The sequence below is a fragment of the Paenibacillus sp. FSL L8-0502 genome, from assembly GCF_038593055.1.
GTDB classification, from domain to species: Bacteria; Bacillota; Bacilli; order Paenibacillales; family Paenibacillaceae; genus Paenibacillus; species Paenibacillus polymyxa_D.
This window is the reverse complement of the sequence record NZ_CP151958.1, coordinates 3,052,878-3,070,836: the sequence shown is the minus strand read 5'-3', so window position 1 is coordinate 3,070,836 and position 17,959 is coordinate 3,052,878. Positions and strand designations below refer to the sequence as shown.

Genomic DNA, 17,959 nt, shown 5'->3' with positions numbered 1-17,959 from the left:
CTGGGAATACCCTTTTTTCGTATACCTAGAACAAGCTCCAATCCAAATCCCGAGACATCGTCTCCAGCAAGTGTACACCAGCTGTACTGTTTCCCATACGGTTCAGAGAAGGTCCAACCAGTCCAATGCCATAGCGTCCAGGTACCATCGTCATAATACTGCCTGATACGCCGCTTTTGGCAGGTAGTCCGACTTGAATGGCGAATTCCCCTGAAGCGTCATACATGCCGCATGTCGTCATAAATGTTTTGGCGATCTGTACATAGCGGCGGGGAATCAGCGGTATACCTGTCACCGGATCACGGCCGTTGTAGGCTAGTACAAGTCCCATGCGTGCTAAATCTGTACAGTTCAATTTGACAGCACAATGTCTGAAATAAACTTCAAGCACATCCTCCACATGACCTCTTAAAATACCTTTTTCCATTAGAAAATAAGCAAGGGAACGGTTTAAATGGCCTGTAGCTGATTCTGAATCGTAGACATCCTGATCATATTCCAATGTGTCATTGTGGGTGAGGAGGCGGAAAAATTGGAGAACACGGGCAAATTTCTCTTCTGGACTGTTCCCGCGAATCAGAGAGGAGATCGCGATTGCCCCCGCGTTAATCAGTGGGTTAAACGGAATCCCCGGCTCAACCAGTTCTAATTTTAGCATGGAATTAAAACGGTCTCCGGTAGGCTCCATCCCCACCTTAGAGAAGACAACGTCCTCTCCATTATCCATCAAGGCCAGAATGAGCGTAAATACCTTTGAAATACTTTGCATCGTAAATTGGATTTCCGTATCCCCGGCTACCACGGTTTCACCTGCACCGTTCATTACAACAACACCAAGCGCGTTGGCCGGGGCTTTGGACAGTTCGGGAATATATGCTGCTACCTTGCCATGAATATACTCATGACGGCTTTGTTCTACCCATTCCGGCAGTTTGGTCTGTAATCTCTGCCACTCCGATGTCATTTCTTTTCCTCCAGTCGAGTAACCAATCTGTGGTATTTTATTGTAGAGCAAAAAGTAGCTATATACTTATTTTAAAGAAATTTTCAGTCAAAAAACAAGCTCTGATGTCATTTCTTTTTCTCCAGTTAAATACCCAACCTAATGTAATATCGGGATTATAGTTTATCCCCTGTAGTCTTCATTCTCTTCATCCAACTGCCTATCCAGAAATCACTTCTAAGTGGCACATATACCTTTTTTAGCATTGGTTCATAAGAAAGTTTCCCATCTTTAAAAAAGTTAATAGGAGAAGGAGATGAAGTGAAGCATGGTACACGGTATGTTAGCGGATTACCCGCGTGAGAAAACGATTCATCAACTGTTCGAAGAGCAGGTTGAGCGCACACCGGATCACATAGCAGTTGTATTTGGGGACAAGCACTTGACGTATGCTGATCTGAACAAACAGGCTAATCAACTAGCACATGTTTTGCGGGCTAAAGGTTTAGAACAAGACGAGGCTGTCGGAATTATGGTCGAATGCTCATTGGAAATGATCATCGGAATTTTCGGGATTTTAAAAGCTGGGGGAGCCTATGTTCCGATTGATCCTGAATACCCGAGGGAACGTATACGCTATATGCTGACGGATTCTGGTGCAAATCTCCTGCTGACCCGGCTTCCAATCCACCAGCAAACAGAACTCGCCAGTGTTGTACTGGATTTGATGGACGAGCGGAACTATGGGAAAGAAACAGGGAATCTCTCATCTAAGCAAGGTTCCGACACCCTTGCTTGCATTATGTATACGTCTGGCTCTACAGGCGTACCTAAGGGCACCCTGACGATGCACTACAATATTACACGTGTTGTTAAAAAGCCGAATTACATCCAATTCTCGACAAAAGATAGGATATTACAAGTGGCCAGTTTTTCGTTCGATGGTTCTACATTTGGTATTTATGGAGCTTTGCTTAACGGAGGCACTCTCGTTTTGAACTCACAAGATCAAACCATGAATGCACGTGAGCTATCAAGCGTCCTACGGACACAAAAGATCACGAAATGCTTCGTCACGACAGCACTTTTTAATGCATTGGTGGATGTGGATCCCGATTGCTTTGCAACAATTGAAACCTTGCTATTCGGTGGTGAGAAGGTTTCAGTCAGCCATGTGCGTAGAGCGTTTGCCCGTCTAGGTCCGGGCCGCTTAATTCATGTCTATGGACCGACGGAGAGCACGGTATTTTCTACTTATTATCATATCGATCATTTGGACGAAAATGCAAATACCGTACCGATCGGCAAACCCATCAGCAACACGAAGGTTTACATCTTGGATCAAGAGCAGCATCCTCTGCCACAGGGAGTTGCAGGTGAACTGTACATCGCTGGCGATGGATTAGTTAAAGGTTATTTGAATCGTCCAGAGCTGACAGAAGAGAGGTTTATTCAGTCTTCATGGGTACCTGGAGGCAGGTTGTATCGAACCGGAGATTTGGTGCAAGAGCAAGCGGACGGAAACATCGAATATATCAGCCGGATCGACGATCAAGTGAAAATACGGGGTTATCGAATTGAGCCTGGGGAAATAGAGTCGCATTTATTAAAAGTAGATGATATACAACAAGCGGCAGTTATTGCCCGTGAAAAGGAGGCCGGTCAAAAGCAACTGGAAGCATACTTTACGGCGACCAAAAAACTGACAGCAGATGAAATTAAAACGGCTCTCTCTATAAAGCTGCCGAATTACATGATTCCATCTTTTTATATACAACTAGAACAAATGCCATTGACACTGAATGGTAAGCTGGACCGCAAGGCACTGTTGGCCCTTGAAGAGAATATGCATGGTGGAGCAGAATATGTGTCTCCTAAGCCAGGACTGGAAACGAAGCTGATGGACATCTGGCAGGATGTATTGGGTGTGCAGCAGTTCAGTGTTTTAGATAGCTTCTTCGACCTCGGTGGGCATTCTATTCATGCGCTTACATTAATGTCGAGAATGGAGCGTGCAGGATATCACGCCACTTTAACAGACATTTACCACTATAAAACGATTCGGGCACTCGCTGATTATCTTCATTCAACTCAGAATAATATTGTAGGGTCCGAAAAGCAACAGGACATCATAAAAACAACTCAAGAGTTGATATCTTGGCTTCACCAAGAAACAGATGGTGTTTACGAGCTGGTGAAATACCAAGTAAGGGATTTTATTCACGAAGTTAGAGATATTCAGGTGCTTTACTGCGACACGGTGGCTGACGTTAACCATATCATGCGGATCATGGACGGGAAAATAACTCAAGAGCTACTGCCACACTACATTGTACCACTGCATCAAAAAACTAAAATGGCTGATCTATACTGGACCATGGATGAAGAGGTATTTTTCCAACGTCTGGGCTTAAAAAGCATGGATCTGGATCAGGTGGAAGGTTTACGCAAGCTTCTGGAAAACGATTATTTGAAAAAAGATCAGTGGATTAAAACAGGAGCAGTGGCACAAGAATATCCGCTAAGTGGAATTCAGCAAATGCAAATTTCGTTTGATACACCTCCAAGTTTAGGTATATTTAGGCTGGATGAGTGCGTGAATTACGATTTTTTGGATCAGGCTTTCGCTCATTTTGTACAAAGTCAAGGATTACTGAGAAGTGTCCCGGTCCAAAGAGATGAATGGACTTATTGGAGGGAATACGTACCTTCTAGCGATGGTTTACCAAAACTCAACATCATTGATGTGTCGGATTACAACCCATGTGGTCCCATTACGGACATGATAAATGATTATGTTACGAACACCCGTTTCGCCGAAGAACATACTTTGTTCCACATGTTTGTGCTGAAACGAAACCTTCGTGAACATTATGTCATAACTATTTATCATCATGCGATATGCGATCGGGTGACCTCGGAAGTAGCTGAAAGACAGTTGGTTGCTTACTACAGGAGTCTGCTTCAAAATCGACCCCTTCCTACGGATGAAGTGAAGCCCTATGTGGAGTATGTCAATCTAATCCAAAGTGGACCGAAAGGAATTACGGAACAAGAATTGATATCAGCCTTTAATCTGGAAGCGTTCCAAAAAAGCAAGCAAAATGTCTTCCAGGCACCAAATCTTCGAACGTGCACAGAAGCCTACCTGTTTAACGTAAGCATCCCTGCTGAAAATCCTTCTTTGGAGTTTGCGCTTTCTGTCTATACAAGGGGCTTGCAAACTTATTTAGGTATGGATAAGCTACCATTGTTATTTTTATATGATGGAAGAAGGTACGAGGAGGCGGCTTATTATAACACGGCCGGTGAATTTATTGATTTTGTACCTATGCTGATCGAACTGAAACAAAATCCGGATGAAATGATGCAGTCTGTCAGAAGCAGACTGGAATTATTAAAACACCATACGATTAATTTTATGCATCTTCTTACAAGTCCTGATTACAAAGACAAGTGGGAACGTGCCAGGACACTTGCACAGTTTGGGAAGCAGTACGAGCAACTAGACTTATTCATGTTTAACTATTTAGGAAACAGCGCTAAGGCAGACTCAAAATACAGCAATTATTATGATGAAACTATCATAAAGCAACCCAATCCGCTGCCGATCTATTCACTGTTCAATTGCATTGCTTCTTCCTACACGGACGGCCTTATTTTTTCTATACGATGCAGTTACGAGATAGAGGTTGAGGAAGTCAGGGCTGCATTTTATCAAGCTGCCGGTATGGCATCCCGGATAGGGGAGGTTTAATAACGTGATGGAATCAGCTAATACATCTAATCAGAGTAGTTCTGATAGGCCGCGACGTTACTTGCCTTTATTTTCTCAGCAAAAAGGAAATGCCGGATTGCCCGAAGGCGATGATCAAGCACTTTACAAGATTCGTTTGGGGACAAGACAGGTCAAAACGATTATGGGTTTTGTACAGCATCATCAGTTGGGTATGCCTTCTTTTATAACAGCCATATGGTCCGTACTGCTATCCCATTACTCCAATCAATACGCTCTGCCTGTTTTATATTCCGTGGTATCAGACAAGGAAGGGAAAGAATGTCGTCTGGATTATCCATTACTCATTCATATACAGAAGGAAGATCATCTTCTCTCTTTGATACAAAGGATACAAATGGAATGGAACAAACAACATAGTAGCGACGAATTGAGAGAGGATTTTTCGCAGCAAACTAAAGTTGATCCTCCATCAGGGGCAGGGAAGGATTTCTTCAATGTGTGTATCGCAGAGATTTATGGTGACTTTCCTTCTCCAAGTTTAAATGCGGAAAAGTCCCCTCCCCTTTACGGTATAGATCAGCCAGAAATCGCGCTCTGCTACCGGTATGACCCGGATATATTGGAGTGCGCAATACAGTATGATGGCAGCCGTTTCGGAAAAATGCAGATCGCTAGATTCGCAGGCCATTTCAAAACACTGCTGGCAAATGCACTCCTTCTTCCGGAGAAGACGGTACTATTTCACCCCATGCTGACCACAAGAGAACGCAGACAGATGCAACAATGGAATGATACGGAACAAGCCTATCCTTTGGATAAAACTGTGGTTCAATTGATCGAGGAGCAGGCTAGCCGAACACCCGATGCAATCGCTTTAGAGTTTGGAGAGCAGAAGCTGACCTACTATGAGTTAAATCACCGGGCAAATCAAATCAGCCGCATGATTTTAGAGTCGTATTCGATACAGGGGCATGGCGTTCTGCCGACCGGCACGCTGATTGCCATCGTCTTGGATAGAAGCGCAGATGTGATCCCGTCGATGTTTGGAGTTATGAAAGCGGGCGCTGCTTATCTTCCGATCGATCCCCAATATCCTGGGGAACGGCTGCGATTTATTTTAGAAGATGCACAGGCCCAAATGATTATAACGCACAGCCAATTAGTAAGTAGGCTAAATCCATATATTTCTCAAATGGGTAGGGGAGCATATTCGCTGATTTGTGTGGATGAATGCTTGGTGCAGCAGGACTACTATCCCTACGAAAACTTGAAGATCAAGGTTACACAGAATGATCTCGCTTATGTCATCTACACATCCGGTTCTACTGGAAAACCGAAGGGAACCCTTATTGAACACGCGGGTCTGGTTACGTTGATCCCTTATCTTGTTGAAAAGTTTGGAATCACCTCAGATTCAAGAGTCATGCAATTCGCCTCCATTAGTTTCGACGCTTCAGTCTATGAATGGATCGGCACGCTATCAGTAGGCGGAACAGTGGTTGTTCTGTCAGACGAGGAACTGCCTCCTTATGCAGACATTTCAGATATTCTTGAAGAGAAAAATATCCACGTTGCGATGCTAACGCCATCTGTGCTGCGAACGATGAAACATAGAGAACTGCCAAGGTTGCGGACAATTGTATCTGCTGGAGAACCCTGTACGCCTGATATTGTGGACTATTGGGGAAGAGGAAGACGATTCGTGAACGCTTACGGGCCGACCGAAGTGACGATTATTTGTTCTACTTCCGTCTGCAGACCGGGAAAAGAAATTACAATCGGCAAACCCGTCTATAACAAACGTTTATTCGTTTTGAATCCATTCGGCAGTCCTGTGCCTGTCGGCGTTCCCGGTGAATTATGGGTGGGCGGCATAGGGCTTGCCAGAGGATATTTGAATCGTGAAGAACTGACTCAGGAACAGTTCGTTCACAAAGAGGTTGTAATTAGCAGTGAATATCCGCCACACAGTGAGCGGCTATATAAAACCGGGGACATTGTGAAATGGACGCCGGATGGTGAATTGGTTTTTATCGGCCGTAGTGATGAACAAATTAAAATCAGAGGGTATCGTATCGAGCTAGGTGAAATAGAACATCAGCTCCGCCAACATCCTGACATCGGTCAATGTGTCGTTCAAGCCTGGAAGGACGGGGCCTACCATAAACTGGTGGCCTATTATACTGCTGTAGAAGAGCTGAAAGAGGCCGATCTGACACAGCACTTAAACTCTGTATTACCAGCTTATATGGTTCCTTCATATTTTTGTTATCTGGAGTCAGTTCCAGTAAATACAAACGGTAAAGTCGACCGTGGAGCTCTCCCTGATCCGAGGGGTACCTTATTTAATCAAGCTGATGAAATTGTGGAAGCAGACGAGGACGGTTTCGAAAAGCGCTTGCTTTGGATTTGGCGGCAGATTTTAAAAAGAGGAGATATCGGGGTTAACGACCATTTTTACGCGGTTGGGGGAGACTCAATTCTTGCCATTCAGGTCGTATCTATGGCCAGGGATCATGGTATCATGCTTACTCCAAGACAAGTTGCGGAGTATCCAACCATTCAGAAATTAGCTGCTGTGGTTACTTGGACAGACAATGATCAAAAGGAAGATCTCAGCATTGACTTGACAGGCGAATTTGGTTTGACACCGATCCAGCACTGGTTTTTCGAGCAACAGTTTGTAGAGCCGCATATATTCAACCAATCCCAGCTGTTTGTACTCCGTGATTGTGATCCTGTGAAGCTGGAAACCGCCATTAATCAATTGATTCGATTACATCCAGAGCTGTCGATGGAGATCGTAGTCAAGGAACATGCGTATTCGCAGCGCTACCGAAAGGATGCTTCCATTCAACTGGCTAGCTACACCCTTCAACAAGTCGATTATCCCGAATCCGAAATTTCAAGCATATGTGATACGTGGAACAGACAATTGAATTATGAGACGGGCGCCATGATGTATGCAGGAGTAATTCAAGGCCACCCTGACGGTAAAGCCCGTCTGTTTATGACTATACATCATCTGGTCATTGATGGAGTGTCTTGGAGAATATTGGTTCAGGAATTGTATCAATTGTATCAGGGTACAGCGTTGCCTCCCGTTTTAAATCCATACAAGAAGTGGCATTCTGCATTGATGAGTTATTCTAGACATAAAGATACTTTACGTCATATTGAATATTGGAAAAAAGTACAGCATCAAACTACAGCATTTGTACTGCCAGTAGACCATTACCCGGATCGTAAAAAGAGCAGTGAGTCTTCGGAATTAGTTACAATGCTTACTCCTGACGATACGGAACTGCTTTTGCACCATTGCTCTCAGGCTTATCATACCGAGATTAACGACCTGCTACTTACAGCCTGGTCCCTGGCGCTCTCCGCTTGGTCTGGGCAGAAGACGATTTCGTTTCGCTTAGAAGGCCATGGACGTGAGCACTTTGTATCCGATATAGATCTGACAAGAACCATCGGTTGGTTTACCTCCATGTTTCCGGTATGCATTCAGATTACGGACAGTTCCCCCTTGGGAGCGACGATTAAATCTGTCAAAGAGCAGTTGCGTTGTATTCCTCACCGCGGCATGTCATATGGCGCTTTGAGATACTGCCATCCGAATACAGAAGTCCGTTCCGAGTTATCAGCTTCTGAACCTCAGGCTCTTTTCAATTACTTGGGCCAGTTTGATCAGGGGAATGCGAGCGAATTAAACCAGTGGTTAGGGTTTACAAGTGACGCAGCACAGGATTATAGCTCGCCGCTTAATCATGGAACAAGCCTATTGGAACTCAACTGTTCCATTGTTCATAGCAAGCTGCATTTGTTTATGAAATATAGCAAACGTCACTATGAAGAAACCACCATTACTCAGTTGTTAGATACTTTTATAACACGTGTGCTTGCTATTATCGAACATTGTAGCCGGACTGAACACCAAGAGTTCACACCTAGTGATTTTCCATCCGTGTCACTGGAACAACATTCGCTTGACGAGATCGTAAAGACATATCATTGGCAATATGGTTTGGATAAAATGATGTACCTAAGTCCCTTACAAGAAGGACTGCTGTTCCATTATTTAGATCATCCTAGTTCCGATCAATACTTTGTGCAGGTTAGTTGGAAATATCATGGTAGGCTAGAGGTTGACCGTTACCGGGAAGTCTGGAACAGCATTATTTCTGAAAATGATAGCTTGCGGACTTGCTACATTTGGGAGGCGTTGGACAAGCCCATACAATGTATTATCCGAAATGCAGAATGGGATTGGACATTTTTGGATTTTGAAGTAGAGCAACCAGAGCAGCAACAAGAGTGTATCGAACGCTGGATGACAATGGATCGTAATCGCCGTTTTGATCTGAGTCAGCCTGCATTCCGCATAACACTGATTCAGACTGCTTCAAACGAATGGACGATGATCTGGAGCTACCACCATATTTTGCTGGACGGTTGGAGCCTGCCGCTACTAATAAATCGAGTTCATGAGCTCTATGCTTGTAGCCTGCAAAACCGGATGCCACAGCGCAGCTTGACCCGTTCTTATGAAACTTATATTCGTTGGTTAAACAATAAGGATCGCACAGAGGCCGAGTTATTCTGGAAGGCATATTTAGCCGACGTAACGGAGCCAACCCAACTACCGATAGAGAAGGGCATACTTCCCGAGGCACATCAACCGATTGAGAACCAGCAGATCGAGACTCTTTGTATTGATCCGAGACGAACCAAGCGGATCGCTGATTTTGTTCAGCAAGCGCAAGTTTCGCTAAATACGTTGGTGCAGTTTGCATGGGGTAAAGTGCTACAAGTCTATCAAGATGCGGAAACAACCATATTTGGTATGGTCGTTTCCGGAAGGGGATCGGATCTTGCAAAAGCGGATCAGATCACAGGTATGCTGATTAATACGCTGCCTTTGGTCATGCACTGGAATGTCGAGCAAACCATCACTGAATATGTACAAAAGCTGCACCAAACCATTCAGAAACTAAATGACTACAGCTATGTGAGTCTGAATGAACTGAAGAGCTGGACTGGTATTCAAGGACATATCATGTTTTACAGCATCGTAGCATTCGAAAATTATTTGAACGACTATCGGCAACTAGAAAATGAATTGAAGATGTCAGCTATGGAGGAACGAGAGAAAACGAATTATCCAATGACGATCACCGTTGCCAATGACGGGGAACAGATCACCATCAAGTTTATGTATGATGCAGATCGATTGAACCAAGAAACGGTTTGTCGACTGGCAGAGCATCTGCTAAATACGCTGGAATATGTGCTGGAATACCCGAATTACAACGTCAGAGACGTTTGCTTCATGAACAAGGATGAATATGAACGAATCGTCTACGACTGGAACAATACGTATACAGCATATCCCAGAGAGCGTTCAATTATTGATCTATTCCAAGAGCAAGCGGAGCTGCGGTCTTCACAGCCTGCAGTAATTGCGCACAATCAGGTTATGTCCTACCACACCCTAAACCTCATGTCCCAGCACGTTGCCAAGATGTTAACGGATGATGCTGATGATAACAATCATGGAAAGTTTATTGGAGTTTACTTGCCGCGCTCTCTTGAATTCATTGTCTCCATCCTGGCGATCATGAAAGCGGGATATGCCTATGTTCCCATTGACCCCGATTATCCGGCAGCAAGAACCCGCGAATTAATCAAGGACGCTGGACTGGACACCATTATCACTTCACAGGAAGGAGCGGAACGTATCTCGGAAGCCTGTAAGGGAATCCGTTTAATACTGATGGATACAAAGTATTTTGACCAAAATGGAGTTGTGGAACAAGAAGAGAAGGAGAACATGATTGCTCCAAATGATCTTGCTTATCTAATGTATACATCCGGATCGACAGGAAAACCGAAAGGCGTTATGGTGGAACATCGCAATGTCATTCGCTTGGTCAAAAACACCTGTTATTTTCCGTTTTCTTCTGATATCAGATTGCTTTATACAGGTTCGCCTGTTTTTGACGCTTCTACGTTTGAAATTTGGGGGACGCTGCTGAATGGAGGACAGCTGTTTGTAGTTTCAAAAGATGATCTTCTAAATATACATGTGCTGGAGCAGCTGATGAAGGAGTGGAGAATTAATACACTATGGCTAAGTTCTGCACTGTGTAATCACTGGATTGAAGAAAATGAAAAGATATTTGCTAGACTCCAATGGTTGCTCATAGGTGGGGAAGTTTTGTCGGTTAAGCATATCAATCGTATCCGTCTTGCCAATCCGGAACTTTCGATTCTCAATGTATACGGTCCTACGGAGAACACCACCTTTTCGACGAGCTACCGGATCGACAAGCCTTTTGAGCAGAATATCCCTATTGGCAAGCCCATTAGTAATTCAACTTGTTATATTCTGGACAAACGGGGCCGTGTTCAGCCTGTCGGAGCAATCGGGGAATTATGCGTGGGAGGAGACGGGGTTGCAAGGGGGTATTGGCGGCAAAACCAATTGACACAGCATGCGTTTGCACCGAATCCATATCGCTCTGCCAAAGATGGTGAAAGAGGTACGAATTCAATTCTATACCGTACGGGAGATCGGGCGAGATGGCTGCCAGACGGGAATATCGAGTATATCGGACGGGCTGACGATCAGGTGAAACTTCGCGGCTATCGAATCGAACTCGGAGAAGTCGAGTTCCGTCTTAGCAGCTATCCTGTAGTGAAAGAATGTCTGGTCTTTATCCGGGAGGTTTATGGCGATTTGCGGATGATCGCTTACTATACAGCGGAAGAGGAGCAACGAGTGGAGCAGCTTCATACTTTTATGGCTGAAGGTCTTCCTTCTTATATGTTACCGTTTCGTTACGTTTGGCTGAAATCGTTCCCATTAACGGCTAACGGGAAAATCGATCGTAAAAATCTTCCTTTACCTGAAATCCATAGCAGCGATAAGGAAGCAAATGCTGGACCGAAGACTGAACTGGAGCAAACCATAGAAGAAGTTTGGAGCATGGTCCTGAAGCTTGATTACATTGGCAAGAATGAAGATTTTCACACGTTGGGAGGCCATTCGCTCCATGCACTGCGAATAGCCAGCCTGCTGCAAAAAAGCGGATATCCGGTTACGGTCAACCAAATATTTCGCGAACAGACGATCGAACGTTTGGCCCTCTCATTGATCAATGCAATGACGGATACAGCAACTGACCTTTGTCCGAACATGGATATCCCATATCAGTCTATAAGAAAAGAATACCCGAATGACGGATTTCCGCTGTCTGCTGTACAAAAACGTTTTTTCCAAAGAGATCTCGTGAATTATAACATGTTTAATGTACCTTACTTGGCTCGGCTCAAGAATTACATTCCTACAGAATTGCTGAACGCGTCGATTGAACCACTATTGAACAAACATGCGGCGTTGCGGCTGTCGTTTGCTCAACTGGATGATGAATGGTATCAGTTTGAGCAGAAAATAAGTGCAGGAGAGGTAGTTTCTTACGTAGATTTGCACATGATCTCGGGATCACATGACGCCTACATTTCGGAATACTGCTCGAAAGTGCAGCATGAATTCGATATCAAGGAAGGACCTTTATGGAAAGTTGTGTTGTTTGACCATTATTGCGAAAAGAGACAACAGGTGATATTACTTCTGTTCCATCATTTAATTTTTGACGGGATTTCCATAAACATTTTTTTAGAAGAGTTGAGACATCTTCTCTTGCCGGGAAAAAGGAGTGATTTGGCGTTACATGCGGAGGAGAAGGAAAGCAGTTATCGGGATTGGTGCATAGCGTTGTCGCAATATGCGGCAAAGGACCCTTTTCCTAAAGCATCCACTTTCTGGAGTAAGGTTGTGGAAGGCGGCCAATCTTTACAGGTTGACAGGGAATCGGAGATACAGCCTCTTCACCGACACATGAGAACTATAACGTATGATTTACTTGAAGGAGAGGAGCATATTCTTCTTCTAAAGGCATTGGCTATGAAGCATCATACTACTCCACTGAGCATCTTACTGACGGCGTTGTCACAAGCTTGTTTCCAATTGAAAAAGCAATCGGATTTGCTGCTGCATGTGATGTCTTATCAACGTGAGTCTTTTTTGCCGGGTATTATGATTGATCGTACTATCGGTTTTTTTGCCGGTGCATACCCCCTTCGAATTCAGATCCCAGAAGGAGAACTATTGGGGAATTGGGAAACGGCACTGAGACATATCACACATACGTTGCGGCATATTCCATCTGAAGGCTTGGATTATTTTATTTTACGACATATGATACAGGGAATTTATCTAGATAAGGAACCACTAAGGGACGGAACACACATGCTTTTCCATTACCAATCAGAGGAAATGAACGGGATAGCTGATGATTTGTTTGAGCCTTTACCCATATCTTACGGAAATACGAACGCGGCGGACAATCCCTCTGCTTACAAGTTAAATATGACGGCAGATCTTAGATGCGACAGATTAAGTTTAACCTGCTATTATAGTTCACTGCATTATAAGGATCAGACGATCGCTGAGCTAATACGCCTCATATCCAGACATCTGTGCCAAAGCATCAGTGTTCGCCCATATACCATGATAGCGGAGGGGAGCTTCAGATTATGAAAATATATGAATTTTGTCCATTTTTCAATGAAAATCGCATTGCAGATATTAAAATAAAAGAAAATTCCGGTTGGATTGATGAGTTGCACGTGATCGAAGCTAACAAGACGTTCAGCTATTTAGATAAGCCTCGGAACTTTAATCCAGATTATGTTGGTCCCAAGGTCATTTATCATCCATTTCATGCGGATCAACTGTTTCGTGAACCTGAGAAGCACTCATTGTACTTTGATGTGGATAGCTGCGGTGCGGACAACTTTGACCGCTGGTACTGGCGTCTGCTCAGCCATAACAGTGCGTTTCATAATGAGGCTTGCCAAAGAAACAAGAGTACCTCTATCTTGCAGGATAAGGTTGAGGATGATGATGTGATCATTTTGGCTGATTTTGATGAGATCATTGATAACCGGATGGCGGATCGTATTGTTTCGGAAGTGAAGAAACATCAAGTTATTACAATTAAAATGCACTACTCTGTATTCTTCCTGAATCTTTTTTGCCAATCTAATCACGGTGCTCCTTATTGGAGCTATCGCGTGTTCGCCATGACCGGCCGGTACTTCAAAAGTATGCCTTTCTTACCCGACTATCTCAGGAAGAAAGGGATTGCTGAAGCGCTGTATCATGACATTTATTGTCTGGAGGAGCCAGCTGGATTCCATCATTCATGGCTTGAATATCAGAAAACCGCGCTTCCCAAACTGCAAGCTTTTGCCGCCAATGTAGAAGATAAAAGTATTTTAAATGCAGAGTATATTGATCAATGCTTACATGATAAAAAGCTGTACTATATTGATACTGAACTTTATGTTGATAACTCAAAATCGTTTTTGAGCAGTCTACAGGAACTTAAAACAGATGATCTTTGGTACAATTAAAGGGAAAAGAGATCAAATAAAAACTGCCGACGGGGTCGGCAGTTTAGTTTAAAGACCTTCTGATGTATCAGATTGATTTATCGGAAGGTTGTTTTGCTATGTACTTGGAATCAATAGTAGCTGCTTGAATTCAATGAACTTATGAGTGCAGGCAACAGAGCAACAGCCATAATGATATAGATCACGATTACAATAGCGGCCCAAAGAAGGCCTGCTTTAGCGTAATTAGCTTTGCTCGGATTAGTCGAGCCGCTAAATGCCCACACAAACAGCATAATAAGTCCAACTACCGGTATAGCCATCAGAAGTAAACTGATCATCCATTCCTTGAATGAGACTGGAGGCGGGTACACAGGGGCTGGTCTGGATGGTGCTCCTTGTTGATTGTTTTGCGGATTAAACTGGTTAGACAATTGGATCTTCTCCCTACGTGATTAGTATGTTGTGTTTCCTATATTGACCAAAACATCATACATGATATGACAATAAGCAACAAGTGAAATTCAGTAAACAGTCTAATAGTACTATCAAACGATTAAAAATAGGTCTATACACCCTATTGACGAAGCAGTTTTTATATATTATTGTATTGATATTAACATTTTGTTTTTATCAATTGATTCAAATTAAAAGTTACATAGAGCATTCGCCACTTTTGACTCAAAAGCGATGAAATACCCATATATGAACAGGTAGGTGACGCAAGTGACAGATGGATTGAAACATAATTACAGTGGCTTGACGGAAGAGGAATTTTTGGCCGCTTATGATGCGAGTGAATATGAGCGCCCATCCGTAACGGTAGATATGCTGCTATTTACGGTAATGGATCAGCTCCAACAAAATTACCGTAAGCTGCCGGAGAAGACCCTACAGCTTCTTTTGATCCAAAGAGGGGAGCATCCCTATATAGGACAATGGGCGTTGCCAGGTGGTTTTGTAGGCATAGATGAAAGTCTGGAAGAAGCTGCACGACGCGAGCTTAAAACGGAAACGAATGTGGATCAGATTTATATGGAGCAGCTATATACTTGGGGAGATGTGGGACGTGATCCACGTATGCGGGTGATCAGTTGCGCTTACATGGCTTTAGTTGACCACGATTCCTTGGAGGTACAGGCGGGGGATGATGCCGCTGATGCCCAATGGTTTGAGCTGGATTACAGCGTAGCTCAGGAGACGCGGACGAATCAGCCGGAAGGTTACACATGGGAACAAGACATTGACATCACATTGAAGCATGGGGACATCCATCTGTCAGCCAAAGTAAAAATAACTGAAATTCTTAAGGGAAGAACCATTGAAATCAAGCGAGAAGTGCTGGAGTCACAGGGAATTGCTTTTGATCATGCCAAAATTATTGCGTACGGTATAGAGCGTCTGCGCAGCAAAATAGAATACACAGATATCGCATTTCACCTGATGCCGGCTCTATTTACACTAAGTGAGCTTCAGCAGGTGTATGAAATTATTCTAGGTAAGGAGCTGTTGGCCGCAGCTTTTCGTCGCAAAATAGCTGATCTCGTGGAAGAAACCAATGAGTATAGAAAAGCGGCCGGACACCGTCCATCCAAGTTATACCGATTTAAGCCTCGGTCGCGTTTTATGTAACATAAGGAATATGAAATGAGGAATCATCATGGAAAAGTTTACGTTTTTTTATCGCAGTCATTCGCCATTTTCGCAATGGTATCCTTCTGATTTTGTCGTGGATGGAATGGAGTTTAACTGTGCCGAGCAATATATGATGTTGAAAAAAGCACAGCTTTTTGGGGATGAAGAGGCGGCCTTGAAAATTATGCAAGCCCCTACTCCAAGGGAACAAAAAGCCCGCGGCCGCAGTGTGCGCGGATTTGACCAATCCTTGTGGGAGGCCAATTGCCGGCAATTTGTGTATGACGGTAATTACGCCAAGTTTACACAAAATCCGAATTTGCTCAAGCACCTGCTTAAAACGAAAGGAACCACTCTGGTTGAGGCTAGTCCAACCGACACCATTTGGGGTGTAGGCTTAGCTGAGAACGATGCTCGTATACGGAACCGCAAGCTATGGCGTGGCACGAACTGGCTAGGAGAAATATTGACGAATTTACGTGAGGATGTATTGCAAAAGGAGGAATCGTCATCATGAAAAATACAATGAATTCCCGGAGCAACCGAGATGCCCGGTCGCATATGGCGCAGGAAACACTATCCATTTTGGAACATGGGTATTATACGAATAACAAACAGGCTCAAGTAAATATGACAAATGACATAGGGAATGCGGTCACAGGCTCGAAGTTATATACACCTTCTCAGCTGGTAACTGTAAAACAAGAGGCAGAGCAAAGATTAAAAAGTATATTGGAGCCTTCTTCTCGCATAGACGAACAGAGGATCATTGCAAAATTGGAGGTTACGGGAGAAAGCACGTTACAGGCGGCATACAGACTCCAGGTAGAGGAGAAGCTGACCCACGTGGCGTGTTTGAATTTTGCATCAGCCAAAAACCCGGGAGGTGGATTTCTCGGAGGCAGCCAGGCTCAAGAGGAAAGCTTGGCTCGTTCGTCAGCGTTGTATCCTTGCATTTCACAAATGGAAGAGATGTATGGACATAATCGGAAGCTGCGGAGCTGTTTTTATTCAGATTATATGATTTATTCGCCTGAAGTTCCGGTATTTCGGGATGATCAGGGAACATTGTTGGAGAAGCCGTATCAAGTCGATTTCCTGACCGCACCTGCTGTAAATGCTGGAGTGGTGCGAGAACGGGAGCCAGAGCAGGTGAATCGGATTGGTGAAGTGATGCTGGAGCGAATCCGTTACATTCTTGGAATAGCTAAGCAAAACGGCGTAGAACATCTTGTGCTGGGAGCCTATGGTTGCGGGGTATTCCGCAATAAGCCGGAAGAGGTTGCCCTCTGGTTCAAGCAAGTGATTGTAGATGAAGGATATGGTTTGCTGTTTGACCGGATTGTTTTTGCAGTGTTGGATCACAAAGCAGACCAACATACTTTAAACAGCTTTAAAAATGTTCTTTCTTGAAGTAAAGGCAGTGCATTAAATCGTTTACTATAATATCCCATGAAAAAGGAAGGTGCTGAATGGAACCATCTTCGAATATAACCTGGCATGTGTCCGATATTGATAAGCAAGCGCGTCAGCTTTTGAATGGCCATAAAAGTCCGGTGCTTTGGTTTACAGGGCTGTCTGGTTCGGGAAAATCAACGGTATCCTCCACACTTGAAAAAGCGTTATATGCACGAGGCATACACACGTTTATTTTGGATGGGGATAATGTTCGGCATGGTTTAAATCGGAATCTAGGTTTCCTACCCGCTGACCGTAAAGAAAATATTCGTCGTATTGCTGAAGTTGCAAAGCTAATGGCACATGCGGGTGTCCTAACCATTTGCGCCACCATTTCCCCTTATCGTGAAGATCGTGAAATGGTAAAGGAGATTTTAAAGCAAGAAGGTTGCTATGAGATATATATACAGTGCAGCCTGGAGGAATGTGAGCGACGCGATCCAAAAGGAATGTACAAGAAAGCGCGCGCCGGAAAAATTCATCATTTTACGGGGATTGATGCTCCTTATGAAGCACCGTTGGAACCGGATCTAATCGTATCCACTGAAGGGCGGGAGGTAATCCCGTCGGTTCAGGATATCTTGGATTTTCTCGATAGCAAGCAGCTACTTTTATGATTTTATGATGAATTCTATATGAATATTGTCTGAAAGCCTCAATGGCAAAACTTCGAGAAGTGATCAAAGGAATCATTACAGAACGTGAAAATGGAAGCATACTTA

General features: G+C 43.9%; 9 protein-coding genes. 7 read left to right on the top strand and 2 right to left on the bottom strand.

The genetic code is table 11. The annotated features are described in order from the left end of the window. Positions 1 to 25: 25 nt before the first annotated feature. A complete protein-coding gene (gene glsA / locus NSQ57_RS12990; RefSeq protein ID WP_029517518.1) occupies positions 26 to 964 on the bottom strand; it encodes a glutaminase A in 939 nt (312 codons plus the stop codon). 307 nt (positions 965 to 1,271) lie between these two features. Here glsA and NSQ57_RS12985 point away from each other — a divergent pair, with 307 nt between their 5' ends. Genes NSQ57_RS12985 through NSQ57_RS12975 form a run of 3 tightly spaced genes read left to right on the top strand, consistent with a single transcriptional unit; the run spans position 1,272 to position 14,165 of the window. Then, complete coding sequence (locus NSQ57_RS12985; protein WP_342424908.1) at positions 1,272 to 4,700, top strand: amino acid adenylation domain-containing protein; 3,429 nt, start codon at positions 1,272 to 1,274, stop codon at positions 4,698 to 4,700. A gap of 7 nt (positions 4,701 to 4,707) precedes the next feature. Continuing rightward, entirely contained in the window at positions 4,708 to 13,287 is an 8,580-nt protein-coding gene (locus NSQ57_RS12980) for an amino acid adenylation domain-containing protein (RefSeq protein ID WP_342426129.1), read from the top strand. Further along, complete coding sequence (locus NSQ57_RS12975; RefSeq protein WP_029517521.1) at positions 13,284 to 14,165, top strand: hypothetical protein; 882 nt, start codon at positions 13,284 to 13,286, stop codon at positions 14,163 to 14,165. The genes NSQ57_RS12980 and NSQ57_RS12975 overlap by 4 nt, the downstream gene beginning before the upstream one ends. A gap of 110 nt (positions 14,166 to 14,275) precedes the next feature. On the opposite strand, the gene NSQ57_RS12970 is transcribed toward NSQ57_RS12975, so the two are convergent. Further along, positions 14,276 to 14,578 (bottom strand): hypothetical protein, encoded by a 303-nt coding sequence (locus NSQ57_RS12970; protein WP_069011801.1) that lies wholly within the window; start codon positions 14,576 to 14,578, stop codon positions 14,276 to 14,278. 292 nt (positions 14,579 to 14,870) lie between these two features. Here NSQ57_RS12970 and NSQ57_RS12965 point away from each other — a divergent pair, with 292 nt between their 5' ends. Genes NSQ57_RS12965 through cysC form a run of 4 tightly spaced genes read left to right on the top strand, consistent with a single transcriptional unit; the run spans position 14,871 to position 17,854 of the window. After that, entirely contained in the window at positions 14,871 to 15,776 is a 906-nt protein-coding gene (locus tag NSQ57_RS12965; protein WP_340932297.1) for an NUDIX domain-containing protein, read from the top strand. Between the two features lie 28 nt (positions 15,777 to 15,804). After that, on the top strand, positions 15,805 to 16,296 hold the full coding sequence (locus tag NSQ57_RS12960; RefSeq protein ID WP_029515139.1) for an NADAR family protein: 492 nt from the start codon (positions 15,805 to 15,807) through the stop codon (positions 16,294 to 16,296). Continuing rightward, a complete protein-coding gene (locus NSQ57_RS12955) occupies positions 16,293 to 17,192 on the top strand; it encodes a TIGR02452 family protein (protein ID WP_342424907.1) in 900 nt (299 codons plus the stop codon). Before NSQ57_RS12960 ends, NSQ57_RS12955 begins: the two co-directional genes overlap by 4 nt. 59 nt (positions 17,193 to 17,251) lie before the next feature. After that, entirely contained in the window at positions 17,252 to 17,854 is a 603-nt protein-coding gene (cysC, locus tag NSQ57_RS12950) for an adenylyl-sulfate kinase (protein WP_029515137.1), read from the top strand. Positions 17,855 to 17,959: the final 105 nt, after the last annotated feature.

Excerpts from the sequence above, each read along its gene's own strand:
- glsA (WP_029517518.1), bottom strand. The coding sequence starts at position 964 with ATGACATCGGAGTGGCAGAGATTACAGACCAAACTGCCGGAATGGGTA.
- NSQ57_RS12985 (WP_342424908.1), top strand. The coding sequence starts at position 1,272 with ATGGTACACGGTATGTTAGCGGATTACCCGCGTGAGAAAACGATTCAT.
- NSQ57_RS12980 (WP_342426129.1), top strand. The coding sequence starts at position 4,708 with ATGGAATCAGCTAATACATCTAATCAGAGTAGTTCTGATAGGCCGCGA.
- NSQ57_RS12975 (WP_029517521.1), top strand. The coding sequence starts at position 13,284 with ATGAAAATATATGAATTTTGTCCATTTTTCAATGAAAATCGCATTGCA.
- NSQ57_RS12960 (WP_029515139.1), top strand. The coding sequence starts at position 15,805 with ATGGAAAAGTTTACGTTTTTTTATCGCAGTCATTCGCCATTTTCGCAA.
- NSQ57_RS12955 (WP_342424907.1), top strand. The coding sequence starts at position 16,293 with ATGAAAAATACAATGAATTCCCGGAGCAACCGAGATGCCCGGTCGCAT.
- cysC (WP_029515137.1), top strand. The coding sequence starts at position 17,252 with ATGGAACCATCTTCGAATATAACCTGGCATGTGTCCGATATTGATAAG.